Origin of the sequence: Paenibacillus sp. J5C2022, from assembly GCF_025567625.1 — a bacterium.
Classification (GTDB): Bacteria; Bacillota; Bacilli; order Paenibacillales; family Paenibacillaceae; genus Pristimantibacillus.
Window position 1 is genome coordinate 222,468 of record NZ_JAOQJC010000005.1, and the last position, 24,083, is coordinate 246,550.

Below are 24,083 nucleotides of genomic sequence, written 5' to 3' on the forward strand. Positions count from 1 at the left end.
AATTGTAGTTTATCAAAATTGTTTCCATTCGTAAACGAGATTTAATGCGGTTCTCCCATCTCCGCGGAGAATACCGGAATGATGGAGCCATCCTCGCGCTTGACGGATAAAGCACCGCTTGGCAGCAGCTCCAGCGGCGTCCCGAGGAACGATTCCATTGGCGTGGTCAATCTCACCGGCTTGCCGATGGAGACGGACAGCGATTGCCATAATTCGCGGATAGGCTCGAAGCCTTCCCTCTTGTAGAGCTCATATAAGTGTTCCCATCGGGCAATAAATGCGGTAATCATCCGCTCTCTGTCAAGCGGCTCTCCGGCTGCCAGCCGCAAGGATGTGGCCCGCTCCAGCAGCGATTCGTCCCCGTAATCCGCTGCGTTCAAATTGACGCTTATGCCAATTCCAGCAATGACATATTTCAAGCGCTCGTCCTCGGCAGAAGATTCCAGCAAAATTCCGCTAATTTTTTTGCCCTCGATCAACAGGTCATTTGGCCACTTGATGCCAATGGGCAGAGAGGTCGCCTCACGCAAGCCTTGACATAGCGCCACTGCAGTCAGTAAAGTCAATTGTGGCGCACAATGAATAGGCATGGATGGCCTCAGCACCATGCTCATCCAAATCCCTTTTCCTTTCGGGGATACCCAGCTGCGGCCCATGCGGCCTCTTCCGTTCAGCTGCTGCTCGGCAATGACAAGAGTACCTTCCGGCGCTCCTTCCTCAGCAAGCGCTTTGGCTACATTTTGCGTGGAAGCGACCTCGTCAAGCAGAGTAATATCCCGCTTCCTCTCTGACGATCTCGACAATACATGCTTGAGACACTCCAAATTCCAATAATCCGGTTCGAAAGTCAGCCGGTAGCCGAGCTTGGTCGACGCTTCGAATTCATAACCTGCCGCCTCCAGCTTGCGAATATGCTTCCATATCGCCGTGCGGCTGACTTGAAGCTTCTCGCTTAACATCATACCGGATATGAACTCATCCCGAGATTGCCTGAACATCTCCAGCATCGTCTCATGGGTTTTATTGCTCATCAATGTTTACCTCGATTTTCCATATATTAGCTCTTTCGAGTAATTCAGCTTCCATATTCGGCAATTCGCCGGATGCCGCCTCGCTCAGTAATCGCTGTAGAAGCTCCCGCACCCATGGACCCTTGCGCATGCCCAACGAGCGGCATAGATCGTTGCCGTTCACCTGCAGCTCCTTCAACGTCTTCACAGGCATCTCCTGAAGTTGCCGCCGCAATTCTTCCAGTTGCTCGGTATCTCTATGCAGCGGAAGACAGCCGGCCGCCTGCGCACAGCGAAGCCAGCTGAGAGCGATTGCTTCTCCATTCGCGAGAACGGCATTCAGCCACGCGCTTCTTCGCTCGCTCTCTCCCGCTGTCGCTGCCATTATGCCATCGACATGGACTATGCTGCAGATGAAGTCGATTCTGCGATTGCCGAAGCGCAGCGACTTCAAAGCAGACTTGACCTTCTCTGCGGTATAAGACAGAACGATGAATATGGAAGCCCAGCGTTCATCAATACTGTCCAGCAAGTCCAGCCTTGAAGACCTTACAGCCTCATGGTCTTGCGGCGTCCGAGGGAGTTCTTCCTTCGTATAGTGCAGCAGCCCGCTGGCACCCAACCAGCCAATCGCTCTTGCTGGCGCATCGCTGCCGATCATCTTGTCCAGCTCCGCTTGCACTCTCTCCATCGCAATATGGCGCATCAACTCCCGATGTCTGATCAGAGCGCGCCACAAGCTTGCCGTGGGATGAAGCCTATACACCGCCAGGAAGCGTATGGCTCTCAGCATGCGAAGCGCATCCTCCTGGAATCGCTCCTCCCCGGAGCCAACGGGTCGAAGTCGATGACGACGAAGATCTTCCAATCCTCCATATGGATCGTATAAGGCGCCATCTTGCCGAATCGCCATCGCATTCATCGTAAAGTCGCGCCGTATTAAATCCTCATCCAGATTGTCGACGAACGCCACTTGATCCGGCTTCCGGCGATCCGTATATGCCGACTCGATTCGATAAGTTGTGACCTCGTATCCTATTCCGTCATGCACGACAGTAACGGTGCCATGCGTCAGACCTGTAGGAATGCACTTCGGAAATATGGCCATCACTTGCTCGGGGGATGCCGAAGTCGCAATGTCAATGTCTTGAAGGGGCAAGCCCAGAACAGTGTCCCGGACCGCCCCTCCTACGAATACGGCTTCGAATTGATGGTCATGTAATCGGTGAAGCAACGGCAGCGCAGCCGTCATTGTCGGCGGCAATTGCAACATAACAATAGCACCTTTCTGTTATTGAACATTCATCATAAATTTGCTGTCTGCAGCAATCACCAAGTTTTGCTTAGCCCTGGTCATTGCATATTGCGACAGACTGCTGAGCTGGATCGGACTCTCGGGCAATACCGAGCACGCGATAATAAATATCCTCATATTGCATCGTAATCAGATCATTGCAAAATTCATGGCGCGCCCGTTCCATACAGGCGGCTTTGAACCTCTGGTGCATCTTCTCGTCCTTCAGCAAAGCAATGGCATTCCGCGACATATCCGTCACGTCGCCGATATCCGACAGGAAGCCGGTCTCCCCGTGTACGACAAGCTCGGGTATACCGCCGGCTCGAGAACCGATCGTCGGCACGCCGCAAGCCATCGCTTCCAATGCGACCAGACCGAAGCTTTCTTTCTCCGACGGAAGAAGGAGTACATCCGCAAGCGAGATCACCTGGGCGACGTCTTCCTGCTTGCCCAGGAAGACAACGGAATCTTCCAAGCCCATATTTTTGATTTTGCATTGCATTTTGGACAGTTCCGGACCTTCGCCTACCAGCAGAAGCTTCGCAGGCACGGCATCTTGCACGCGATGGAATATATCGATCACGTCAGCCACGCGTTTTACGGGCCTGAAGTTGGATATATGCATCAGTATTTTTTCGTGCGGCTCCGCATAGTCTCCTCTCAGACTGCCCACGTCACGCGGATAATACACCCTCTTGTCCACGAAATTATAAGTGAGATCAATCGGCGTAACAATATCCAGCAACCGTCTCGTTTCTTGGATCAGGTCATTCGACACTGCCGTGACTGCGTCGCTCTGATGTATGGCCAATCTGATCAGATCCTTGAGCGATTCATCCTGCGCAAGAACGGTAATATCCGTTCCATGCAGCGTTGTCACTGTTTTCAGGCCATTGTTCATCATTTGCTTCGCCAGGTAGGCGCATACGGCATGGGGAATGGCATAATGCACATGCAGCAGATCCAGCTGCTGCATCGTCGCTACTTGAGCCATCTTGCTGGCAAGCGACAAATCGTACGGCGGATATCGAAACACATAGTAATCGTTGACTTCCACTTCGTGAAAAAAAATATTTTTATGATATTTGCCTAGTCGGAACGGCATGCTATGTGTAATAAAATGAATTTCATGCCCTCGCTCCGCCAGCAGCTTGCCAAGCTCGGTGGCAACGACACCTGAGCCGCCAAGCGTCGGGTAACAGGTAATGCCAATTTTCAATTTTCTCGTCATGGCAATCGCATCTCCTATCCGGGAATGATCGTCAAGCTATTGTATTCCCATAGGGTCGTTCAACTTGTCAAAACAAATTGACGGGATACGGTTTTTTCGTCGCAAATCCTTCTCCGAAAACCATCCCCTTGGGTCCGCCAAGCAACGCATCGCGCGCCTCTACACGTTCCAGATAACCGCCGGTCAAAGGTGTCTCTACTGCATTGTCCGTGGCAGATAGATCGAATTGGGAACGATAGGCCCGCAACGCTTGCCGCTTCTGCTCATAATGGTCCGATACATCCACAAGCAAGGTTACGTCTTGACAATCGTTAATATAATAAAATAGAAGCTCTTGGACTGTTACAGCCTTGCCAAGCTCGGGCTTGTAATTGCGAAGCTTCGCATTAAACACAGCCTCCTCAACAATCCGGCTGCATGCGATGTGATCAGGATGCCGGTCGATCCAATAGGGAGCGAAGACAAGCCGCGGCTTGCACTTCCTTATTTCCATCACAATCCGGTCCAGCTGATCCGCTGTCTGAACGATTCCGCGGTCAGGCAGTCCCAGATTACTCCGATAACTTAAACGGAGCTCAGCAGATGCCGCTTCGGCTTCCTTCTTGCGCAGCTGCACCGTTCCGTTGGAAGACAACTCCGCTTCGGTCAAGTCGCATATGCCGACGCGATCGCCTGCGGCGGTATGCTTCGCAATCGTCCCGCCCATGCCTATCTCTGCATCGTCCGGATGTGCGCCGAATACGAGAATATCCAGCGGTTCCATTACAGCTCAGCCCCCGGCTTGTACTTGTGCACCAGCTCTCGCCATGCAAAGTCTCCTCGCTCTACCGCTTTCACCAGCAGCTCGGCTGTCGCAATATTCGTAGCCACCGGTATCCCCTGCACATCGCACAAGCGAAGCAAAGCGATGATATCCGGTTCGTGAGGCTGGGCCATTAAGGGATCGCGCAAGAAAACGATCAGATCCATCTCATTTTGCGCGACCATTGCACCGATCTGCTGGTCGCCGCCAAGCGGACCGGACATAAAGCGGTGTATGTTCAGAGACGTCTGCTCCATAATTCGCATTCCTGTCGTTCCCGTGGAATACAGCGAATGCGGTTGAAATACATGCTCGTAGGCGGTTACGAAATTAACCATTTCATCTTTCTTTCGATCATGCGCTATAAATGCGATATTCAACATGTGAGATCTCCTCTTTCCGTTGGCTGTCAATCCTATGTTAATCCATTACATGTTCGAACCCATAAATCAAGCCGCTGTAAGTCATAACCTTCTTGACGGCAAGATTGACGCCTGGCATATAGCCGGCACGCTCGTAAGAATCGTGTCTGATCTTCAAAGTCTGGCCGTGACCGCCGAAGATAACCTCCTGTTGGGCGAATACGCCTGGAAGACGTACGCTATGTATGCGGAAACCGTTATAGTAGCCGCCTCTTGCCCCTTCGATCGTCTCTTCTTCCTTGGGATTGCCCTGACGAAGCTCCTTACGCGTCTCGGAGATCAGCTCAGCGGTCTTGATCGACGTGCCCGACGGTGCGTCAAGCTTCTGATCGCCGTGATATTCTATAATCTCGACGTGCGGCATATATTTGGCCGCTTCCGCTGCGAATTTCATCATAAGAATTGCGCCGATCGAGAAGTTCGGCGCGATAAGTGCTCCGATTCCTTGCTTCTGGCATAGCTCGTCCAGCTCTGCGATCTGCTCAGGCGTGAACCCCGTTGTCCCGATAACGGGACGAACGCCATATTCGATCGCCGTTCTCGTATTGCTATACGCCGCTTGCGGAACAGTGAAATCGACAAGCACATCCGCTTGCACGGCATCCAGAGCTTCCGCCAGCGTAGAGCTAACCGTCACGCCTGTCACTCCAGCGCCAACAAGCGCGCCTGCATCTAGGGGGCCTGCGGAAGGATCAATCGCTGCCACAAGCTGCAACGCTTCATCCTCCAGCACCATTTTAACGACTTCTTTCCCCATTCTTCCTCCCGCACCGGTTACTGCAACTTTTATTTGTTCATTCGACATAATTCATCACCTGTTCCTTATTTTCTTCTATTAATAGTCCGATTTCGCTGCATGCGCCGCTTGCGGTTGAGATCGGCGAACAATCTTCTGGCGGCGGCGTGCTGGGGCTCCAGTCGAAGCGCTTCTCGCGCATTGGCTGCCGCTTCATCCAGACGGCCAAGCTCACCGTATACCAGCGCCAACGTATAATAGCCTTCGAAGCATATAGGGTCCAGCGATATCGCCTGCATAAGCAAGTCTTCCGCGTCCTTCCAGGAAGGCGGCTCTGTAGCCAGCAGATGATTCACTTCTATGATAAGCAGCTTCGCTTGCACCACCCTTGCGTGATAGCGGTACTCTTCGTTGTCCGGCTCCATCTGCTCTGCGGTATCGGCATATACTTTTGCTTGCTGCCACTTCTCGCTTCTGGCACATGATACAGCGCATCGGTGGTAATAGCTTGCATTGCCGGGATCGGCAGCAATCGCTTGCTCGAACCAGTAAATTGCACCTTCAAAGTCATTTTGCAAAATGAGCTCATAGGCTTTCTTCACACTGCTTGCACCATCCATATGCCCATCCTCCTTGTACGGGGGCTCGATGGTACAGCATATGTAAGGAGATTGCTTACGGTTCGTCGCTAATCCTGGTCCATCTATCCGCATCGCGCGTATTGAACTTGTTCATCACCTTGTTATGCGCTTCCGTCAAATCGATGTTGAGCGAATTGGCAAAGCAGTTCAAAATGAACAGGATGTCGCCAAGCTCCATCTCTACGGAGTTATCTGCTTCTTCCGGCTTCTTGGGCTTCTCGCCGTAAGCATGATTCACTTCCCTCGCCAGCTCGCCGACTTCTTCGGACAATCTCGCCATCAGTGCGAGCGGACTGAAATAACCTTCTTTGAACTGGGAGATGTATGCGTCGACTTCTCGTTGTATTTCCGCTAATGACTTCTCCTCCATGACCTCACATTCCACTCCTTGTCTCAGGCTGTATATATGCTATCTATGTTACCGTAAGCGCGTTCCATAAATCAACGTTTTTCGTTCCGGCTGCCGGAAAACAAAAAAACCGGATCGCATGGGGCTGCGTCCGGTCTATGGCAAAGGTTTGATGCCATACGGTCTTGATCTGTACTTGCGCCAGCCCGCATAAGTAAGTACAGCCGAGATTAGCGTGCCGATCATAAAGATCCATCTTATCGGAGTCCCCTCTGCTGGCGAAGCTATGGCAGGGTAAGACGTCCCGTCATCCCCGCTATATATGGCAGAAATGACGTTCTCCATCGTCTGTAATGTACGTTCTACTTCCCGATTGGAGATCGTCCACATTCCCGCCCCGTGCGCATTCATTGTGCTTAATACGCGATTGCCGTATTGAATGCGTTCCATCAGCTCACGCATTCTCAACTGCTGACCCGCCATGTTCGCCGCCGTTTCTATCCGAATGGCATGCCCATGCATGCGCTGGAGCATCGCTGCCGCGGCCGCTCCCTCTGCCCCGTCGCCTCTGTGCCACGCCTGGCGAATCGAGCTTACGTCATCGCGCAGAAGCTGCTCATATGGCCGCCATAGCGCTCTGTCGGGTCTTGCCATCGCATCGACTGCAAGTCGGATACGCGCCACATTGTCGAGCCAGCTCATGTCGGCCTGCCCTTCTGTCAGTGCGCGCTCTACATTATCGGCATCCTCATTCAACAATATCCAGCCTTCTTCTGCGCCATACCCGTGAATCATCTCGTCTTCCATATATCGTCTCAGCTTCAACAGATGCGAATAAGCCGCTTGACGATTATGCGAGTATGACGCCGTATATAATGATGCTGCGATCGCATCCAGCTTCATCAGCTTGTCGAATCGCGCATCCTGACCAGCATGTACGGAAATATCGGAAGCTGCATAGCCGCCAAGCATACCTGTAGCCCCCAGAGCCATAATGACGGTCGACAGGAAAGGCAATAGGATACGTACCAACATGTTCATCCCCCCATACCATACTGTATGAGCGGCATGGACAAGTTATGACGGCTTCCTGAATGCCAGAGACAGCCATGCGCAGAGGAAGCTGGCTGCAGACAGACCCACTGTAAACCACTTCACTGTCGTCACATCATCCTCTAGTTCGTTCGGCAAGTAGGGATATACGCCATAGGTGTAATCTACCGTATCATTAAGGAACAGCCAGCATGCGGCTACAGCCAATGCGCCTAGCCGCGCCTTCATAAATCGAAAGTACAATAATGCCTCTGCAGCCATGCCGAGATGGGAAGCGACCAGCATATAATGCTGCCAGTTCAGCACATCCCCTTGCGCTTGACCCGCAAATATCATGACAACTGCCCATACTCCGTATTTCACGGAACAGACGATGGCCAGCGCTTCAATGATGAGCCTGCCGGCAGAAGCAAGCTTGGACAGCCGAGCGGGAGGAAACAGCAAGTAAAGCAAAGCCAAAGTAAAAAACAAGCTTGCGGTAGGCGAATCCGGCACAAACGGCAGCATCCATGCCGGCTTCGTTGCTGCCGTTACCTGCAGCTGATGGCCATACCAAATGTATCCATATATCGTTCCGAGCAAATTGACGATGAACAGCAGCCATAAAAAGCGGCGGTCCAACAGAAATGCCCGGCTCCAGAAAAAAGAAATGCCCACTGCAATTCCCTCCATATCTTCGAGTTAGCCTGGCACAGTGTTGAAAAAAACCTGATCGTTGATACGATCAGGTTTCTCGAGAGGAATATAGTTTTACTGAGTTTGCTTCGTTAGCCAAGTCGCAATCTGATCCACTTCATCAGCAGACAAAGCGGTAATGGCAGGCATGGAGTTTCTACCGTTCGTGATCACTCCGGTAATCTCCTCTTTCGACAGCTTGTTGCCTACCCCCAGCAAGGACGGACCTACCGCACCGTTCAGATCGTTAGCGTGGCAAGCCATACATTGCGCTTGATAAATCTCCATTGCCGGATCTTCCGGTTCGATAATGGCTGCCGCTTTCTTAAGCGGGTTCGGACGAGGCTTGCCGGCTTTGATCGCTTCCTCCGCACGCTCTGCGCGCAGATGATGCTCAGGCGTCTGTCCGTTCTTCTCCAGCATCTCCTGGTAATGATCCCAAGAGACGACTGTCAAGTAAATACAAGCAACGAGCGACAGCATCATCAGAGATGAAGCAATCGGACGGCGGTAGAAGCGGCGTTCCTTGCCCGTATCCAGGAAAGGAGCAAGCAGCAACGCGCCGAACATAATTGCCGGTATGGCCATCGTGCCAAGCAACACGTATTGTTGCGATACGTATGGATATTTCAGAAATTGATACAGGAACAGGAAGTACCAGTCCGGCATCGGAATAAATGCCGCGTTCGTAGGATCGGCGGGATAACCGAGCGGAGGCGGCTCCGCGATCACCCATGCCAGGAATCCAACGAGCACAACGCATCCTACCATCCATTCCTTCAGCAAGAAGTTCGGAATGAAGGCTTCGGACTTCCCGGGGAAAGCCGTATAATCCGGCGGTGTCTGCCACGCCTCGCCTTTCTTCACCCGAGAATCGCCTACATATACTACTTTCTCGTTCGATTTATGACCGTGCGCCATTAGTTAGCCTCCCTTCGCTTATAGTGGTCCTGAAATGCCTTGCTTCCGAATCATCAGGAAGTGCGCTGCCAGCAGCGCAATTAGAGCGCCAGGCAAGAAGAACACATGAATCGCGAAGAAGCGAGTCAATGTCTGTGCGCCTACGATATCGCCGCCGTACAGGAAATCGGCGATATACGATCCGATGTAAGGTACGGATGCTGCAATCTCAACCCCTACTTTAGTTGCGTAGTAAGCTTTGTTGTCCCATGGCAGCAGGTATCCTGTGAAGCCTAGGCCAAGCATAATGAAGAATATCAACATCCCGACTACCCAGTTCATCTCACGCGGAGCCTTGTAGGATCCGGTAAAGAAGACGCGCAGCGTATGTAGGAACATCATGACGATGACAAGGCTTGCCCCAAAATGATGCATGCCTCTGACGATCTGTCCGAAGGCAACCTGATGCTGCAGGAAGTCAACGCTTGCATAAGCGTTAATAATATCCGGTACGTAATACATGGTCAGGAACATGCCGGATAGAATCTGAATAATGGTGATGAAAAACGTCAAGCCGCCGAAGCAATATACGAATGCAGAGAAGTGATGGGCCGGGTTAACGTGCTCAGGCACTTCATGATCGGCTACATCTCTCCATAACGGCGTAATGTCAAGACGTTCATCGATCCAGTTGTATACGGTTTTAAACATCTGAAAATACGCCCTCCTTACACTCTAGAATTTGGCTTCAGTGGTCCCAAATAAACGAATCCGTTTTCTTTGTTCACTTCGACTTCATATTCATCCAGCGGCGCATTGGCAACTGCGATGTTTTTGCCGTCTTTGGAATAACGGGCGTCGTGACAAGGACAATCGTACTCGTTGTGCCCCTTGGTATTCCAGAAGATCGTACAGCCCAAATGTTTGCACACTGGCGACAAAGCAAAAATGTTGCCTTGCGCATCCTTCGAAATCCAAGCGACCAGCTCGGGCTCGCTCTCATACCATCCGTCAATTTGATGGATCTTGAACTTCACTTCCAACGGTTCGGTCGTAATTTTGCTTTCTTCCACAACCTTCACGAAAGTGCCCTCGCCTTTCTTCATCAGCAGAGGGTCAACTGCAAAGCGAACCATCGGCAATACCGCGCCGCCCATCATGAAGGCCGTCGTGCCGCCGAGCGTGTAGGACAAAAACTGACGCCGGGACATTTCTTTGCGCTGTGCTGGCCGATGTGCCGCATCATGTTGTTCATGGTTACTCATTATCTGTTCCAACCCCCTTTGCCAACCATCTCTTCTGTTTTGCCGCATGGCAAAAACACATTACGAACTAGGACATAACTTATAATAGCCTAGGTGCTTGGGAGCGTCAAGAATATGGCTGGATATTTGCGTCATTATGGAAATCGCGTTCATTAATTTGTTGTCATTTTGTCACATTTGACCTTCTATGGGTTATGTTTTCCCCCAAAAGGATGGCAATTATTCAGTTCCCTTCCAGTTTCATGTCACAAATTCAACTCCATAGCGCTCTTATGACGGCAGACACTTCACTTTGCTCAGGCAGCGCTCCTTCCGCAGTCGGACTCAAGACGAGATCCGCTGCTTCGCACGCCAGCTCCAGGGAGCCATTCGCCGTCAAGACAATGACATATGTAAATCCTGCACCTCGCAGCGCTTCGCACCACCTCGCCAGCATCTTGCTGTACTCCGGTCCATCGCTCCAATAATGGCAAGCAGGGTACGTTACGACTCTGCCCTTGAACGGCATCTCTACCATATCCATCATATCCCTCAGCCGTTCCAGACAGGCTGTTGCCTCAGGCGGGGACTCCTGCCCCGTCATTCCTGTCACAGGCAGCAGACATGTATCCAGATACGGAGCCAGCTCCTGCCATTTGTCCTGTTCGATCTCGCTGAACTTCATTCCAATTCCTCCAATACTCAATCAATCGCAGCATTAAGTATTTCTGCTTATTGCATTGTACAAAAGAAAGCTTCCAATTGCCAGAAGGATTTGAACAGATGCTGTTCTCAGCCTGGCAATCGGAAGCTTTTTTCAGTCTTTGTGAAGCTCATTCAATTGTTTGGTTAGAGAATAGAACGTATCCTCGTCCCCGGCAGCAAGCGCCTTGTCGATGGCAGCGTTCAACTGTTCCGATTGATACTTTTGAATGGCTTCATCCAGTACCATCTCGGCGAACAAGCCGAGCATTGCCTCGTATGTGATTTTCATTTTGTCCATAGGATACACCTCCATAGCGGCGTTAGCTCCTATATTCAATCCCTTTCGTCACATAGCTCTCCATCGTCCATTTCATTCGCTGCAAATCATCCTCTGTCAATTCTCTTACGACTTTGGCAGGTGTTCCGAGAGAAAGCGTATAGGAAGGAATTTTTTTGTTCTCTGTCACAATCGATCCGGCTCCTATTAAAGCATATTCACCGATGTCGGCGCCGTTCAGTACGATTGCCCCCATTCCGATCAATGTGCCCTTGCCTATCGAGCAGCCATGAATGATCGCGCTGTGGCCGACAGATACTTCATCCCCCAGCAGCAGCGGCTGATCCGTGTTCACATGCCCGACAACTCCATCCTGAATGTTGCAGCTATGGCCGATTACGATAGGCGCCAGATCGCCTCTGAGCACTGCGTTGAACCATACCGTGCTCTTTGCTCCGATTGATACTTCTCCGATCACTTTCGCTCCTTCAGCAATATAGCAATCGGAATGAACTGCCGGCACTATCCCTTTGTAAGGCAACAGCATATCGCCATCTCTCCCTTCATTAGTCGGGGAGATTCTAACAAGGCTGCCGTCGAAAGTCAATCTTTATCGCTGCGCGGAGACTACCCCGCTGGAGACAACCGCATCGCCCCATCTGGTCATGCGTATGACCGTTCCATGCTGAGGGTGCTCCCCTATCCGCAGCAAGCCCAGATGCATCATCATCGTCAACACCCGCACTTCCAGTATGGATGAGGCATTGTCGTAGTAATACGGCTTAATGAACGGCTCCAGCGCTTCCTTGATCGATAGGAAGGTTACCCACTCCGTTGCCAGTGCATGAATCCAATGCACGAGCGAGAGCAGATTGGGAATCGGTCCCTTATAGAGCTTCAGCCAGTACTGATACATGCGCTCTTCCTCCAGCACGGGAGAAGCCGAGATGCGTTCCAAGCCTTCTGCCGTAACCTCCAGCGTCTCATGGTTCTCGCGCAAGTAGCCGGAGTAATAGCAATAATCGTACAGAAAGGAAAGGCGATTAGGATAATGATTGAAATGCCGCCCGTATCCGAATCTCCATGCTCCCTTCAGAGGGAGCGTCTCCTGCACGCTTAATCGGTCTAGCAATGCTTGAATGTGCCTCTTATACATGGAACCATCTGCGGACAGCTGCACATGATTCTGGCAGGCGTAATGCAGCAATGATTTCACGTCGCTCCCCAGCAAGTGCTGTTCATCCCGGTAGAGAGGAGGCTCTTCCATATAGTGAAGCTGTGAAGCCAACCTGCGCTTCATCACTTCCTGGAATCTCCCCTTCAGGTCGTTAGGTACTTGAAACAAATACTTTCCGGGACCTGTAAAGCCGTTGAACAGCCACCCTTGATGCTTGAAGCGGAGAATCATTTCTCTTGGACTGGGCGGCTCCTGCTTGGCATCCACTTTACGCTTGCTCTTGCGAGACTTCGTCTTCGATGCCGTGCCTGTCGCTGCATCGGCATCCGTCTTCTGTTCCAATCCAAATCTGCTCTGCTGAACCCGTGCCACCAGGTCCTCCAGACTGTACGACTCTCTCGTATCGAACAATAGCGAATTGAGAAATCGCAAGTCTTCCAGCTTCATATCATGCACTTGTCTCTCGAATACGTCGTTTCGTCCCATCGTTGTCAGTATCGCTTGGATCAGTTCGTTCTTGGAATTGCTGCTGCACTCGCATGAATAAGCATTCGCAATTCGCGTAAGCTGTCCAATATCCGCATATCCTAGCATATCCGATAAATTCATAGCTCTCTCCTTTCCGTTATGTTGGGCAAGAAGCTATTACTTCAATCGAAGGTGTTACTACCATTATGGGAAATTTCACGGTTTTCATACGTATCGGGGAATGATCAAATGCGAAGAGGGCCAGCTTATCCGAAGACCTCCGGATGAAAGCTGACCCTCTAATGAAGAACTCTACTGTTCGTTCAAGTGCTTCGTACAATTATGAAGGAGCGGCCCCCAGCCCTCCTCAACCCGTTGTAATATAGAATATGATACATTACCTAGTCGCTCGTCCTGCAGCCTCGGACATAACGAGAGCAGCATCTCGGCTATGAAGCTGCCGTGCGTAACGATAAGGACATTCCCGGCTTCACGGTCCAATCCGTCCAATAAGCGTCTACCTCGCTCGACAATCTGCTCCGAAGTCTCAATGCCCAGGTCAAGCTTGCGCCAATTCGGCCCCCATCTGGCGATACGTTCCGACTCCGTCGTGCCTTCCGCTTGTCCGAAATGCCGTTCGCGAAGCGCCGTCGCGGGCGCCATCAGCGGTATATGCAATGCGCTTGCGATTTCTTCCGCAGTCGCTCGCGCACGCCGCAAATCGCTGGAGATGACATAATCCCATATTCGCTCATCCTCCGACAGCCGATCTGCTACAGCCTTCGCTTGCCGAAATCCTTCCTTATTCAATGGGATATCCGTCTGTCCCTGAATAATGCCATTCGCATTCCAGTCTGTCTGTCCGTGTCTGACAAATCCGATTAACATCAACATTCTCCTCTTTCATCGCTTATGAAGCCATCCGCCGCCTAGTTTCTCGTTCTTGCCAGCCAATTCAATACCAGCAAGCATAAGATTAATCCAATCAAGGAGAGAGCGATATAATAATGAGGAAATGCGGGGACAACCTCCAGCACTACCGGGTCGCTAATACTGGCAACGGGTATTTCGGCATAGAGGGAGGCTTTCACGACCGCTCCCGCCGTAGAGGCGTTGGCCGTCTCCATCAGACCGGACAACTCGCTTAGTTTAACCGGCTGCTCAGCATCCTTGCCGTCGAAAACAAATACAAACAAGGCACAGGCAAACATCGCCATACACGCTGCGATTACAATTGAAATATTGCGCTTGAACGCCTTCGTGAACTTGTAGCTCTTGGTCGGCACGGACATGAGTGATGTGCTGGCATATATTCTCTCCATCACATTCCGGTTCATCCCTTCCAGGGAGCCGAATGTCTCCGCATGTACGGAAGAGTCCTGAATAAGCCGCCGGCTTGCTTCCCATATTTCGAATTCCTCACGACATGCAGCACAATGCGTCAGATGAGAATCGACAGCCGCACGCTCTTCATCGTCCTCCTTCAAGTCCCAGTATTCACTTAACCTCTGCTGCGCTTCCGTACATTTCATCGTGTATTCATCCTCTCGAATTGTTCCGTCTCCGACGCAGCTCCGAAGTAAGGCTCAAGCTGATCTTTCACACTTGTCCTTGCGCGGAACAACAGCGACTTGACAGAACTGACCGTCTGCCCCAATATGGTTGCGATCTCTTGATAGTCGAGCTGGTCATATTCACGAAGAATCAGGGCTGATCGCTGCTTCTCCGGCAACCGGTTAATGGCCTGTCTGACGAGCGCCATCCGTTCGTTGCGCAGCGCATGCGCTTCGGGAGCCAGCTCGTCAGATTCCGGCGGCTCGAATCCGACGTCTTCCAGCGAGACGTTGATCGCTTTCACCTTGCGAAGCTCGCTTAGCACCGTGTTCCGGGCAATCGTATATAACCAAGTTGAGAAGGAAGCATCCATCTCGCGGAAGGAATGCAGGCTGCGATAAGCTTTGTAGAACGTCTCGGAACAGAGGTCCTCCGACATCTGCTCCAGCTTCGCACTCTTCAACATATGATAAATGAAAGCCATGATCTTCCTCTGATATCGCTGCATAAGCTCCGAGTAAAGCTCGACATTGCCATCCTTTATCTCACGTATTAACTGGGAATCCGTCATGACAGGCGAACCTCCTCCACCTGCACAATCGCTCCCCGTACTTTTGTTGTAACATTGTACTGAACGGGAAGCAAAAAGTTGCGGTCTTTTATTTAAAAAAAGAAAAAAACACGAGTAGTATACTATTCGTGTTCGATGTGCAAATTCCTTCCCATTTCGACAAAAAGGATAATATTCCTTTTTCATCAACAAAATACATAATTATACTGAGTCGAAAAAAGAACAAAAAAAAGACCACTCATATGAGTGGTTAGCGCTCATGCCGAGCGCTGCAGATATTGGATAGGAGTGGAGAGAAACCATACTGTACTTTTATTATATGTATACGCTTCCATTTTGTCAACAGAAAAAATTAAAACCCCGCACCAGCCGATTGACGCGGGGTTAAACAGCCTTGATCAAGTCGATACGGTATAACCTTTGCTCCGGAGCAGCTCGATGGCCATATCCAAGTACTCCTGGTTGCGAAAGCTTAGCCGCAGCACGCCGGGTACATCCATTCTGCTCTCTATAATCTGGATATTGCTCAAGTTAATCCGGTTGTTGCCCAGCTCGCTTGCAATGTTGCCTATAATGCCGGGATGATCCGGAACGTCCACATAGCAATCGTAGATGGAATGAATCATGCCTTTCCTTCGTTCCGGCATCTTGCCGCGGAATTCCCCCGCCAATCGGAACGCTTCCGATATGCCGTCGCCGTCGCCTTGCTCCAGCATGCGCACGAATTCCTCGATACCGCTATTCCAATCCTTCAGATGCTTCAGCAGTACGTCCCGATTATCCAGCAATATATCGCGCCACAAGGCGGGATCACCCGAGGCGATCCGTGTAATATCGCGGAAGCCGCCTGCTGCAAGAGCTTCATACAAGCCGTTGCTCTCGTTGTACAGGCGCACCTGGTTGACAAGGGCAACGGCGATAATATGGGGCAAGTGGCTAATGGCACCTACAATATCGTCATGAAGCTCCGCTTCAACCGTTACGATATTCGCCCTTGTATGGGACAGCAGCTGCTCCAGCGCTTGCACCGATTCTTCCGCTGCGCTTGGCGCAGGAGTGAGCACATAGAAGGCGTTCTCCAGCAGATGGTAGGAAGCGGCCTCAACGCCTGTTCGCTCCGACCCGGCCATAGGATGACCTCCGATGAATGTGACGCCCTCCTGTTTCAGCGCCGCAGCACTATGCATGACTGAAGCTTTCGTGCTGCCGACATCCGTCACAATGCAGCCCTTCTTCAGCTTGCAGCTGCTGAGCTGCCGAAGGTATTCGTCCATATGGCCAACCGGAACGCACAGGAATATAAAGTCCGCATCTGCGGCCGCTTCCTCCACGGAAGTCGTAGCCTCATCCACTACGCCTCTCTGGACGTATTTCTCAGCCGACGAGAGACGAGGAGAGTAGCCCACAACTTTAATGCCGGGCTTGTCCTTTAAACATAATGCTATTGAACCGCCTATTAAACCGACACCGAAAATCGATACTTTCATCATGTTAGCTATTCTGCACCGCCGCTTCCTGCAATACTTGCTCCAATGCGGCGATAAACTTCTCATTCTGCTCCGGTGTACCGACGGATACGCGAATGTACGAAGGATAATGCGCCCAGCGAGGCCGAACGATGACACCGTTCTGCAACAAGCTCTGGAATACTTCCTGGGAAGGGCGTTTGACATCCACCATAATAAAGTTGCCGTATGCCGGGAAGTAGTTCAGGCCGAGTTCATCGAACTTCTCACACATGTATTCCAGCCCCTGCCTGTTATCGGTGCGGCAGCCCGCTACAAACTGGTCGTCCGCAAGCGAAGCTTTCGCCGCCGCCTGTGCGACGCGTGTCGTATTGAATGGCTCCCTGACCTGATTAATGAAATGAATGACGTCAGGATGTCCGACACCGTATCCGATGCGCAGCGCGGCAAGTCCATATATTTTGGAGAACGTCCGCAAGACGACAAGATTGCGGCACTCCTTCAGCATCTTTACGCCATTGCTGTATGCCGGATCGTCAATGTATTCGCCATATGCTTCGTCCAGCACGACAAGGACATGCTCGGGCACGGCCTTCATGAATGCTGTCAGCTCGTCATGCTTGACGATGGTTCCGGTAGGATTGTTGGGATTGCATATCCACAGCACCTTCGTCCGGTCGGTAACCTTATCCAGCATTGCCGGCAAGTCATGTACGCCTTCCTTTAACGGAACTTCAATAATATGGGCATTCTCGATCTCTGCGTTGTGCTTGTATTGGGAGAAGGTCTCATCCGCCATAATCGTCTCGTCCCCGGGGGCCAGGAACGCTCTGGCGATCATCAGAATAATCTCGCTGGAGCCGGAACCGAATATGACGCTCCGCGTATCGACGCCCAGCTTGCCCGCCAACGCATCTGTCAGCTCGATGCTGGCGCCGTCGGGATAAATGCTGGAACGTTCGATCTCCTCCATCACCGCTTCTCTTACTTTACTGGAGCACCCGTAAGGATTCTCATTGGACGCCAGCTTAATCACTTCACTAAGACCCAGCTCTCTCTTCACATCTTCTACCGGCTTGCCCGGCTGATAGACGGGAAGATGAACAATGTTGCTTTTTGGCCGCATAGACATATCCTCTCTCTCATCTCTATATCAATGTGAAACTACCGTTTCTATCGCTCTATTGTCTCATATCTGATACTGGTTTGAAAGAGAATTTGCAAGAAAGAAGGAAGAGCCTCCCATCTGCTCTTCGGGAAAGCTCTTCCTCAATGAACTATTATACTTTCAGTGATGCTACAAACTGGGCGATTTCCGATATGCCTTGCTCCTTCGTCCCGGGCGACTGAAGCAGCGGAATCGACTCTTCAATCTTGCGCACGATGGCGCTTCCGACGATAACGCCATCGCACTGCTGCTGGAATCTGACGACCTGTTCACGGCTTGATATGCCGAATCCGACTGCGATCGGACGATCCGTCGCCTCCCGAACGGTAGACAGAAATTCGTCAATGCCGCTGTGGAACTCTGAACGAACGCCCGTAACGCCAAGCGATGACACGCAATAGACGAATCCTCTTGCGTTCTCGGCAATGCGGACGACACGCTCCCGCGACACAGGGGCAACCAGAGGAATCAGGTGAACCCCGGCGGCATCCGCCAGCGGCAGCACGCTCTCACTCTCCTCGATCGGCAAGTCGGGTATGATCATGCCGCTAATTCCTTTGCTCGCGACAAGCTCGAAGAAGCTCTCAGGCCCGTACTGAAGCACAGGATTGTAATACGTGAATAAGATAAGCGGCATCCGTACGCCTTCGTCCTGAAGCCGCTCCGCGACATTGATGCAGTCAAGCAGCGTCACCTTGTTGCGCAGAGCCCGCTCCGATGCCTTCTGAATGACGGGTCCATCCGCAAGCGGATCGGAATATGGCACCCCAAGCTCAATGATATCGGCTCCCGCTTGCTCCAGCGCCTTGACGATGTCAACTGTTGTATCCAGATCCGGATCGCCCACCGAGATGAACGGAATGAGCGCCGTCTTCCCTGCCGCCTTAAGCTCTGCGAATACTTTATCGATCTGATTCATTGGCCGCACCTCCCAAGTAGCCCATGATGGCTTCCACATCTTTGTCGCCGCGCCCGGACAGATTCACGATGACGATCTGGTCCTTATTCAGCGTCGGCGCCAGCTTGATCGTTTCGGCGATCGCATGCGCCGACTCCAGTGCCGGTATAATGCCTTCCGTACGCGACAACAGCTGCAGCGCATCCAGCGCCTCAGCGTCCGTAATAGGCACATACTGCGCCCGGCCTGAATCCTTCAAGTAGGAGTGCTCCGGCCCGATGCCGGGATAGTCCAGACCGGCGGAGATGGAGTGCGCCGGCAGCACTTGTCCGTGCTCGTCTTGCAGCACGTAGCTCAGTGACCCCTGGAATACGCCATGCGTTCCCTTCGTCATCGTCGCCGCATGCTCCTGCGTATCGACGCCTCTACCGGCAGCCTCAACCCCCAGCAGCTTGACGCCGTCATCCTTCACGAATGGATAGAAGATGCCCATCGCATTGCTTCCGCCGCCGACTGCCGCGACGACGTAATCCGGCAATCTGCCTTCTTCCTCCAGAATCTGCTTCCTTGCCTCGTCGCCGATAATCCGCTGGAAATCGCGCACCATCATGGGATATGGATGCGGCCCCGTTACCGAGCCCAGAATATAATAGGTATCCGTCACATGGCTCACCCAGTAGCGAAGCGTTTCGTTGCAGGCGTCCTTGAGCGTCCGCGTGCCGGACGTAACGGGCACCACTTCCGTGCCAAGCAGATTCATACGGAATACATTCAGCTGTTGCCGCTTCATATCCTCTTCGCCCATGAACACCTTGCATTCCAGCCCCAGCAATGCCGCGATCGTCGCCGACGCTACGCCATGCTGCCCCGCACCCGTCTCCGCAATCACTTTCGTCTTGCCCATCCGCTTGGCGAGTACGCCTTGTCCGATCGTATTGTTGATCTTGTGCGCCCCGGTATGATTCAAGTCTTCACGCTTCAGGTAAATCTTGGCGCCTCCCAGCTGTTCAGTCAGCCGGGCTGCATAATAGAGCGAGGTCGGTCTTCCGGAATAACGGTACAGCAATGTGCGCACTTCCTCCTGGAAGGAAGCATCCCCGGCATAATGCAAATAAGCTTCTTCAAGCTCCAACAATGCGTTCATTAACGTCTCAGGCACATATCGGCCGCCGAACTTGCCGTATCTTCCTGCTGCATCTGGCACTACAGTCATCTCTCCATCACCCTTCGAATAAATAATGCAATCTTTCCCAGATCCTTGCGTCCTTCTATCTCCACGCCGCTCGACACGTCGATGCCGTCGGGCGAGTGCTTCTCCAGCAGTTTCCCCACATTATCCGCCTGCAGTCCGCCAGCCACGAACAGCGGAATTCCAAGCTGACGGGCGGCAAGACCATATGCCTCGATCCGTTCCCAGTTGAAGGTCTGACCCGTCCCGCCTCCCGGCGCATCAATCAGCAACGCATCAATGGCTGTGCGGTATGCGCTGAGCACTGCCAGGATTTGATCGGATTCCATTGGCTCTTCTTTGCTTACAGAGCATACTTTCCATATATGCAATTGCGGATAAGCCTTGCGCAGCTCGCACATGTAGTCCGCAGATTCTTGACCATGGAGCTGTACGACATCGAGTGGCGCATCGTTCAGTACCTCGCCGATGTGCGCAATCGATGCGTCGACGAATACACCGACGACGAGAGGGCGGTTTCCTCCGGCTCCCTTGATCTTCCGTGCGGCTTCCACAAGCTTGCCGGCTTGCTTTCCAGTCACCTGCCGGCGGCTGGGTGCGAATACGAGACCCAAGTAGTGAAACGGCAGACCGTTCATTCCTTCAATCGTATCAACATCCTTCAAGCCGCAAATTTTCACCTTCACTTCAGACTGCGCCGTCATCCTCGTACCGGCCCCATTAGCGATTCGACGGCAGCTCCCACGTCAGGCTGACGCATGAAATGCTCTCCGATCAGTACTCCGTCGGCACCGACGGTTTGCAAATAATCCATATCCGCCCTGCCTGCAATGCCGCTTTCGCTAATGACAGTGACCGTCTCAGGAATCGTCTCCATCAGCTTTTCCGTCGTCTGCAGATCCGTTGCGAACGTGCGCAGATCACGATTGTTGATGCCGATCAACTCCACCTTGTCCAACGCCAGCACACGACGCAGCTCTTCTTCGTCATGCACCTCGACGAGCGCGTCCATACCAAGCGCATGAGCCAGATCGTAAAATTCCGACAATTGCTGATCTGTCAGAATGGCTGCGATGAGCAATACGGCATCTGCACCGATTGTACGGGCTTCATATATTTGTCGATAGTCGATCGTGAAGTCTTTGCGCAGCAATGGCAGACCGATTGCCGCTCTTACTTGCTCCAGATACGCATTGGAACCTTGAAAATAGGGTTGATCCGTCAATACGGATATGCAATCCGCCCCAGCAGCCTCATATGCCGCCGCAAGTTGCACAGGATGAAAGTCCGGGCGAATGAGCCCTTTTGAAGGCGACGCCTTCTTCACTTCCGCGATGAGCCCCATCTGGCGCTTCCGCCCCTCAGCCGTCAGCGCGCGGTGAAAGCCTCTGCACGGCGGCAGATCGGCAATGATACATTCAACATGTTGTATGGAGAAGCTCGCTCCGAGCGATTCAACCTCGGTGCGCTTCGTAGCGACTATGCGATCAAGAAACATGGGCCAACTCTCCTGTCATCTCGATTAATTGTTGCAGCTTGGCGCTTGCCGCACCGGAATCAATTGTAGATGCCGCCAAGTCAACGCCCTCTGTCAGGGAAGACGCGCCTCCCCCAATATAAATGCATGCGCCGGCGTTGGCAAGCACGATATCGCGATAAGCCCCTGTTTCCTCCCCTCGGAAGATGGCGCGGATAATATCGGCGTTCTTGGCAGGGTCTCCGCCGCTCACCTCCGAGATCGGCGAGCGCTTCAAGCCGAGCTCTTCCGGTGTTACGTCATACGTGGTGACTGCGCCGCCGTTCAGCTCCGATATTTGGGTAGGCGCAGATAGACTGATCTCATCCAGACCGTCGTGACTGCTGACGACCATTGCTCGCTTAAGCCCCAGTTCCCGAAGGACTTCCGCTATTGTCTCCGTTCTGCTCCGATCATACAGCCCCAGCAACTGGCGGTCCGCTCCAGCGGGATTCGTCAACGGTCCCAGCATATTGAATATCGTCCGCACGCCAAGCTCCCGGCGAGGAGCGGCGGCGTGGCGAAGCGATGGATGATAAATCTGGGCGAACATGAAGCACAATCCGATCCGATCCAGGCATGCGGCCGCTTGCTCCGGCGACAGCGAGATCTGAACGCCCAGCGCTTCGAGCACATCTGCGCTGCCCGCCTTGCCGGACATGGCGCGATTGCCGTGCTTGGCTACGCGGATTCCGGAAGCGGAAGCGATAATGGAGGAAGCTGTAGATATATTGAACTTATGAATGCCAGAACCTCCCGTGCCGCATGTGTCTAGCAGTCCCGACTGTTCGGTCTGCACGCGGCTGGAGAAGGTGCGCATCGCTTCCGCGAAGCCCGTAATCTCTTCCCTCGACTCTCCCTTCATCCGGAGAGCCGCAGCAATGCCTCCGATCTGGGCGTTCGTCGCTTCTCCATTCATGATCAGCGACATGACATAGGCCGCTTCGCCTCTTGTCAGATTGCTGCCGCTCATAATTTTGCCAAGCGCGTTCTGCATAGTGATCGATATTGTATTCATCTTATCCCAGCCTCCCGTTCGCTACGACATCGTAATCCGCATTAATGGATATCTTGCGCGGCTTCTCTTCCGGCGTCGCGAAGCTCTGCTCCGCTGCCCGAATCGCCTTGAGCATCGCTTTCGCCTTATTGACCGTCTCCATGTATTCATTCTCCGGCACGGAATCCCATACGATGCCCGCCCCGCTCTGCACATAAGCCTTGCCGTTCTTGAAAATAATCGTTCGGATCGTTATGCAAGTATCCATGCTGCCGCCAAAGCCGAGATAGCCGATTGCTCCGGCATAAGCGCCGCGAGCTTCATTCTCCAGCTCCGCAATAATCTCCATTGCCCGCAGCTTGGGCGCTCCCGACACTGTGCCGGCCGGGAGACATGAGATGAAAGCGTCGAAGAAGTCCTTCTCGGGATGCAGCTTGCCGCTCACGTTGGATACGATGTGCATGACATGAGAATATCGCTCGATCTCCATGAAGGAATCGCACTTCACTGTTCCGAATTGCGACACTCTGCCGATATCGTTGCGGCCAAGATCGACCAGCATCAGATGCTCCGCGCGCTCCTTCTCGTCCGCCAGCAGATCCAGCTCCAGCGCCTTGTCCTCCTCCGGAGTCTTCCCGCGCGGCCGTGTTCCGGCGATAGGTCTCGTCTCCACCTGATCGCCATTCACCTTCACAAGGGCCTCCGGCGATGTGCCTACGATCACTTCATCCCCCATCTTCAAGTAATACATGTACGGCGATGGGTTCATAACACGCAATACTCTGTATACATGCAGCGGATCGACTTCAGTCTCGATACTGAAGCGCTGCGACAGTACCACTTGAAATATATCTCCCGCTCGAATATATTCCTGAGCCTTCACTACATTGGCCATATATTGTTCTTTCGTCAGATTGGATTGCACATCGCCCAGATCGGGATCGGAAGGAAAGGCCGCGGCCGGCGCGGCCGCCGGCTCCACGCGCTGCTGCAAGCGAAGGATCATCGCCTCCAGCTTGGTTACGGCGTCGTTATACGCCATCTCGATGGACTCATCTGTCGCGCCTTCCGGGATATGCACATTGCCGATAAGCTGCAGCTGCTGCTTGAAATGGTCGAACACGATAACCGTGTCGCAGAACATAAATTGCATGTCGTTCATATTCAAATCGTCTATACGGTGAGCCGGCAGCCGTTCATAATATTGCAGAAGATCGTATCCGAAAAATCCGATCGCTCCTCCCGTGAACGGAGGCAGCTCCGTCATGGACGGACTCCGGAACGTACGAAGCTTCGCCTTCAGCTCGCTGATCGGAGACCCCTTCAATACTGTCTTGCTGCCGTTATGCTCCAGTATCAGCTCGCCATTCTTCCCGTACAGCATCATGAAGGGATTCGTTCCGATGAAAGAATGTCTGGCCCATTTCACTCCGCCCTCCACACTTTCCAGCAGAAAGGCATGCTTCTCCTTGGCGAAGTGCTGGAACAATCGGATAGGCGTCTCCGTATCCGCCATCACATGGCGAACGATAGGAATTAAATTGTAAGTATCGGACAACTGAATGATTCGTTGCAGCTCATGATTCAACATTGGACCTGAACGACCCCCTTTGAACAATATAAGATGAGCATGCCGGCATGCCGGCGTCTTCTGCGGTGTATGGAACAAGAAAAGGCCCCTGCCGCAGCAGGAGCCTGTTATGGATTGATGATAACGTTAACGGATTGATTAGAAAT

The 24,083-nt window shown here is 52.5% G+C and carries 28 protein-coding genes; all 28 read right to left on the reverse strand.

Features of this window, described 5'->3' with window-relative positions; genetic code table 11:
• Positions 1-41 precede the first annotated feature (41 nt).
• Positions 42-1,031 carry a biotin--[acetyl-CoA-carboxylase] ligase gene (locus M6D81_RS06250; RefSeq protein ID WP_262675963.1) on the reverse strand — a complete coding sequence of 330 codons (990 nt, stop codon included), beginning with the start codon at positions 1,029-1,031 and terminating at the stop codon, positions 42-44.
• Positions 1,021-2,283, reverse strand: a complete 1,263-nt coding sequence (locus tag M6D81_RS06255; RefSeq protein WP_262675964.1) for a CCA tRNA nucleotidyltransferase — start codon at positions 2,281-2,283, stop codon at positions 1,021-1,023. Before M6D81_RS06255 ends, M6D81_RS06250 begins: the two co-directional genes overlap by 11 nt.
• A gap of 70 nt (positions 2,284-2,353) precedes the next feature.
• Positions 2,354-3,538, reverse strand: a complete 1,185-nt coding sequence (bshA, locus tag M6D81_RS06260) for an N-acetyl-alpha-D-glucosaminyl L-malate synthase BshA (RefSeq protein ID WP_262675965.1) — start codon at positions 3,536-3,538, stop codon at positions 2,354-2,356.
• Between the two features lie 67 nt (positions 3,539-3,605).
• Complete coding sequence (gene bshB1, locus M6D81_RS06265) at positions 3,606-4,301, reverse strand: bacillithiol biosynthesis deacetylase BshB1 (RefSeq protein ID WP_262675966.1); 696 nt, start codon at positions 4,299-4,301, stop codon at positions 3,606-3,608.
• Positions 4,301-4,723 carry a methylglyoxal synthase gene (locus M6D81_RS06270; protein WP_262675967.1) on the reverse strand — a complete coding sequence of 141 codons (423 nt, stop codon included), beginning with the start codon at positions 4,721-4,723 and terminating at the stop codon, positions 4,301-4,303. Before M6D81_RS06270 ends, bshB1 begins: the two co-directional genes overlap by 1 nt.
• 37 nt (positions 4,724-4,760) lie before the next feature.
• Positions 4,761-5,567: a 4-hydroxy-tetrahydrodipicolinate reductase gene (dapB, locus tag M6D81_RS06275; protein ID WP_262675968.1), complete on the reverse strand. Its 807-nt coding sequence runs from the start codon at positions 5,565-5,567 to the stop codon at positions 4,761-4,763.
• Between the two features lie 17 nt (positions 5,568-5,584).
• Positions 5,585-6,118: a tetratricopeptide repeat protein gene (locus M6D81_RS06280; RefSeq protein WP_262675969.1), complete on the reverse strand. Its 534-nt coding sequence runs from the start codon at positions 6,116-6,118 to the stop codon at positions 5,585-5,587.
• Positions 6,119-6,173: 55 nt separating this feature from the next.
• Positions 6,174-6,509: a nucleotide pyrophosphohydrolase gene (locus M6D81_RS06285; protein ID WP_262675970.1), complete on the reverse strand. Its 336-nt coding sequence runs from the start codon at positions 6,507-6,509 to the stop codon at positions 6,174-6,176.
• A 135-nt stretch (positions 6,510-6,644) separates the two neighbouring features.
• Entirely contained in the window at positions 6,645-7,523 is an 879-nt protein-coding gene (locus M6D81_RS06290) for a sporulation protein YpjB (protein WP_262675971.1), read from the reverse strand.
• A 42-nt stretch (positions 7,524-7,565) separates the two neighbouring features.
• Positions 7,566-8,198: a DUF1405 domain-containing protein gene (locus M6D81_RS06295; RefSeq protein ID WP_262675972.1), complete on the reverse strand. Its 633-nt coding sequence runs from the start codon at positions 8,196-8,198 to the stop codon at positions 7,566-7,568.
• Between the two features lie 93 nt (positions 8,199-8,291).
• Positions 8,292-9,137 (reverse strand): menaquinol-cytochrome c reductase cytochrome b/c subunit, encoded by an 846-nt coding sequence (locus M6D81_RS06300; RefSeq protein ID WP_262675973.1) that lies wholly within the window; start codon positions 9,135-9,137, stop codon positions 8,292-8,294.
• 18 nt (positions 9,138-9,155) lie between these two features.
• Positions 9,156-9,827 carry a menaquinol-cytochrome c reductase cytochrome b subunit gene (gene qcrB, locus M6D81_RS06305; RefSeq protein WP_262675974.1) on the reverse strand — a complete coding sequence of 224 codons (672 nt, stop codon included), beginning with the start codon at positions 9,825-9,827 and terminating at the stop codon, positions 9,156-9,158.
• A gap of 17 nt (positions 9,828-9,844) precedes the next feature.
• Entirely contained in the window at positions 9,845-10,381 is a 537-nt protein-coding gene (locus M6D81_RS06310) for a ubiquinol-cytochrome c reductase iron-sulfur subunit (protein WP_262675975.1), read from the reverse strand.
• A gap of 253 nt (positions 10,382-10,634) precedes the next feature.
• On the reverse strand, positions 10,635-11,045 hold the full coding sequence (locus M6D81_RS06315) for a DUF2487 family protein (RefSeq protein ID WP_262675976.1): 411 nt from the start codon (positions 11,043-11,045) through the stop codon (positions 10,635-10,637).
• Positions 11,046-11,177: 132 nt separating this feature from the next.
• Positions 11,178-11,363: an IDEAL domain-containing protein gene (locus M6D81_RS06320; protein WP_262675977.1), complete on the reverse strand. Its 186-nt coding sequence runs from the start codon at positions 11,361-11,363 to the stop codon at positions 11,178-11,180.
• A gap of 22 nt (positions 11,364-11,385) precedes the next feature.
• Positions 11,386-11,889: a gamma carbonic anhydrase family protein gene (locus M6D81_RS06325; RefSeq protein WP_262675978.1), complete on the reverse strand. Its 504-nt coding sequence runs from the start codon at positions 11,887-11,889 to the stop codon at positions 11,386-11,388.
• A gap of 63 nt (positions 11,890-11,952) precedes the next feature.
• Entirely contained in the window at positions 11,953-13,128 is a 1,176-nt protein-coding gene (locus M6D81_RS06330) for a hypothetical protein (protein WP_262675979.1), read from the reverse strand.
• Positions 13,129-13,299: 171 nt separating this feature from the next.
• Entirely contained in the window at positions 13,300-13,875 is a 576-nt protein-coding gene (locus M6D81_RS06335) for a histidine phosphatase family protein (RefSeq protein WP_262675980.1), read from the reverse strand.
• 41 nt (positions 13,876-13,916) lie between these two features.
• Entirely contained in the window at positions 13,917-14,519 is a 603-nt protein-coding gene (locus M6D81_RS06340; RefSeq protein ID WP_262675981.1) for an anti-sigma factor family protein, read from the reverse strand.
• Positions 14,516-15,112, reverse strand: a complete 597-nt coding sequence (locus M6D81_RS06345; RefSeq protein ID WP_262675982.1) for an RNA polymerase sigma factor — start codon at positions 15,110-15,112, stop codon at positions 14,516-14,518. Before M6D81_RS06345 ends, M6D81_RS06340 begins: the two co-directional genes overlap by 4 nt.
• 398 nt (positions 15,113-15,510) lie before the next feature.
• Positions 15,511-16,602 carry a prephenate dehydrogenase gene (locus M6D81_RS06350; protein ID WP_262675983.1) on the reverse strand — a complete coding sequence of 364 codons (1,092 nt, stop codon included), beginning with the start codon at positions 16,600-16,602 and terminating at the stop codon, positions 15,511-15,513.
• 1 nt (position 16,603) lies between these two features.
• Complete coding sequence (hisC, locus tag M6D81_RS06355) at positions 16,604-17,704, reverse strand: histidinol-phosphate transaminase (protein WP_262675984.1); 1,101 nt, start codon at positions 17,702-17,704, stop codon at positions 16,604-16,606.
• Between the two features lie 154 nt (positions 17,705-17,858).
• The gene (gene trpA, locus M6D81_RS06360; protein ID WP_262675985.1) at positions 17,859-18,665 is read right to left on the reverse strand and encodes a tryptophan synthase subunit alpha; all 807 of its coding nucleotides are present in this window, start codon (positions 18,663-18,665) and stop codon (positions 17,859-17,861) included.
• Positions 18,649-19,857: a tryptophan synthase subunit beta gene (gene trpB, locus M6D81_RS06365; protein ID WP_262675986.1), complete on the reverse strand. Its 1,209-nt coding sequence runs from the start codon at positions 19,855-19,857 to the stop codon at positions 18,649-18,651. The genes trpA and trpB overlap by 17 nt, the downstream gene beginning before the upstream one ends.
• Entirely contained in the window at positions 19,854-20,537 is a 684-nt protein-coding gene (locus tag M6D81_RS06370) for a phosphoribosylanthranilate isomerase (RefSeq protein WP_262675987.1), read from the reverse strand. Before M6D81_RS06370 ends, trpB begins: the two co-directional genes overlap by 4 nt.
• Entirely contained in the window at positions 20,534-21,331 is a 798-nt protein-coding gene (gene trpC, locus M6D81_RS06375) for an indole-3-glycerol phosphate synthase TrpC (RefSeq protein WP_262675988.1), read from the reverse strand. Before trpC ends, M6D81_RS06370 begins: the two co-directional genes overlap by 4 nt.
• Positions 21,321-22,367, reverse strand: coding sequence for an anthranilate phosphoribosyltransferase (trpD, locus tag M6D81_RS06380; protein WP_262675989.1), 1,047 nt, complete (start codon positions 22,365-22,367; stop codon positions 21,321-21,323). The genes trpC and trpD overlap by 11 nt, the downstream gene beginning before the upstream one ends.
• Position 22,368: 1 nt before the next feature.
• The gene (gene trpE / locus M6D81_RS06385) at positions 22,369-23,937 is read right to left on the reverse strand and encodes an anthranilate synthase component I (RefSeq protein ID WP_262675990.1); all 1,569 of its coding nucleotides are present in this window, start codon (positions 23,935-23,937) and stop codon (positions 22,369-22,371) included.
• Between the last annotated feature and the right edge of the window lie 146 nt (positions 23,938-24,083).

Excerpts from the sequence above, each read along its gene's own strand:
- M6D81_RS06250 (WP_262675963.1), bottom strand. The coding sequence starts at position 1,031 with ATGAGCAATAAAACCCATGAGACGATGCTGGAGATGTTCAGGCAATCT.
- M6D81_RS06255 (WP_262675964.1), bottom strand. The coding sequence starts at position 2,283 with ATGTTGCAATTGCCGCCGACAATGACGGCTGCGCTGCCGTTGCTTCAC.
- bshA (WP_262675965.1), bottom strand. The coding sequence starts at position 3,538 with ATGACGAGAAAATTGAAAATTGGCATTACCTGTTACCCGACGCTTGGC.
- bshB1 (WP_262675966.1), bottom strand. The coding sequence starts at position 4,301 with ATGGAACCGCTGGATATTCTCGTATTCGGCGCACATCCGGACGATGCA.
- M6D81_RS06270 (WP_262675967.1), bottom strand. The coding sequence starts at position 4,723 with ATGTTGAATATCGCATTTATAGCGCATGATCGAAAGAAAGATGAAATG.
- dapB (WP_262675968.1), bottom strand. The coding sequence starts at position 5,567 with ATGTCGAATGAACAAATAAAAGTTGCAGTAACCGGTGCGGGAGGAAGA.
- M6D81_RS06280 (WP_262675969.1), bottom strand. The coding sequence starts at position 6,118 with ATGGATGGTGCAAGCAGTGTGAAGAAAGCCTATGAGCTCATTTTGCAA.
- M6D81_RS06285 (WP_262675970.1), bottom strand. The coding sequence starts at position 6,509 with ATGGAGGAGAAGTCATTAGCGGAAATACAACGAGAAGTCGACGCATAC.
- M6D81_RS06290 (WP_262675971.1), bottom strand. The coding sequence starts at position 7,523 with ATGTTGGTACGTATCCTATTGCCTTTCCTGTCGACCGTCATTATGGCT.
- M6D81_RS06300 (WP_262675973.1), bottom strand. The coding sequence starts at position 9,137 with ATGGCGCACGGTCATAAATCGAACGAGAAAGTAGTATATGTAGGCGAT.
- qcrB (WP_262675974.1), bottom strand. The coding sequence starts at position 9,827 with ATGTTTAAAACCGTATACAACTGGATCGATGAACGTCTTGACATTACG.
- M6D81_RS06310 (WP_262675975.1), bottom strand. The coding sequence starts at position 10,381 with ATGAGTAACCATGAACAACATGATGCGGCACATCGGCCAGCACAGCGC.
- M6D81_RS06315 (WP_262675976.1), bottom strand. The coding sequence starts at position 11,045 with ATGAAGTTCAGCGAGATCGAACAGGACAAATGGCAGGAGCTGGCTCCG.
- M6D81_RS06320 (WP_262675977.1), bottom strand. The coding sequence starts at position 11,363 with ATGGACAAAATGAAAATCACATACGAGGCAATGCTCGGCTTGTTCGCC.
- M6D81_RS06325 (WP_262675978.1), bottom strand. The coding sequence starts at position 11,889 with ATGCTGTTGCCTTACAAAGGGATAGTGCCGGCAGTTCATTCCGATTGC.
- M6D81_RS06330 (WP_262675979.1), bottom strand. The coding sequence starts at position 13,128 with ATGAATTTATCGGATATGCTAGGATATGCGGATATTGGACAGCTTACG.
- M6D81_RS06335 (WP_262675980.1), bottom strand. The coding sequence starts at position 13,875 with ATGTTAATCGGATTTGTCAGACACGGACAGACAGACTGGAATGCGAAT.
- M6D81_RS06340 (WP_262675981.1), bottom strand. The coding sequence starts at position 14,519 with ATGAAATGTACGGAAGCGCAGCAGAGGTTAAGTGAATACTGGGACTTG.
- M6D81_RS06345 (WP_262675982.1), bottom strand. The coding sequence starts at position 15,112 with ATGACGGATTCCCAGTTAATACGTGAGATAAAGGATGGCAATGTCGAG.
- M6D81_RS06350 (WP_262675983.1), bottom strand. The coding sequence starts at position 16,602 with ATGATGAAAGTATCGATTTTCGGTGTCGGTTTAATAGGCGGTTCAATA.
- hisC (WP_262675984.1), bottom strand. The coding sequence starts at position 17,704 with ATGCGGCCAAAAAGCAACATTGTTCATCTTCCCGTCTATCAGCCGGGC.
- trpA (WP_262675985.1), bottom strand. The coding sequence starts at position 18,665 with ATGAATCAGATCGATAAAGTATTCGCAGAGCTTAAGGCGGCAGGGAAG.
- trpB (WP_262675986.1), bottom strand. The coding sequence starts at position 19,857 with ATGACTGTAGTGCCAGATGCAGCAGGAAGATACGGCAAGTTCGGCGGC.
- M6D81_RS06370 (WP_262675987.1), bottom strand. The coding sequence starts at position 20,537 with ATGACGGCGCAGTCTGAAGTGAAGGTGAAAATTTGCGGCTTGAAGGAT.
- trpC (WP_262675988.1), bottom strand. The coding sequence starts at position 21,331 with ATGTTTCTTGATCGCATAGTCGCTACGAAGCGCACCGAGGTTGAATCG.
- trpD (WP_262675989.1), bottom strand. The coding sequence starts at position 22,367 with ATGAATACAATATCGATCACTATGCAGAACGCGCTTGGCAAAATTATG.
- trpE (WP_262675990.1), bottom strand. The coding sequence starts at position 23,937 with ATGTTGAATCATGAGCTGCAACGAATCATTCAGTTGTCCGATACTTAC.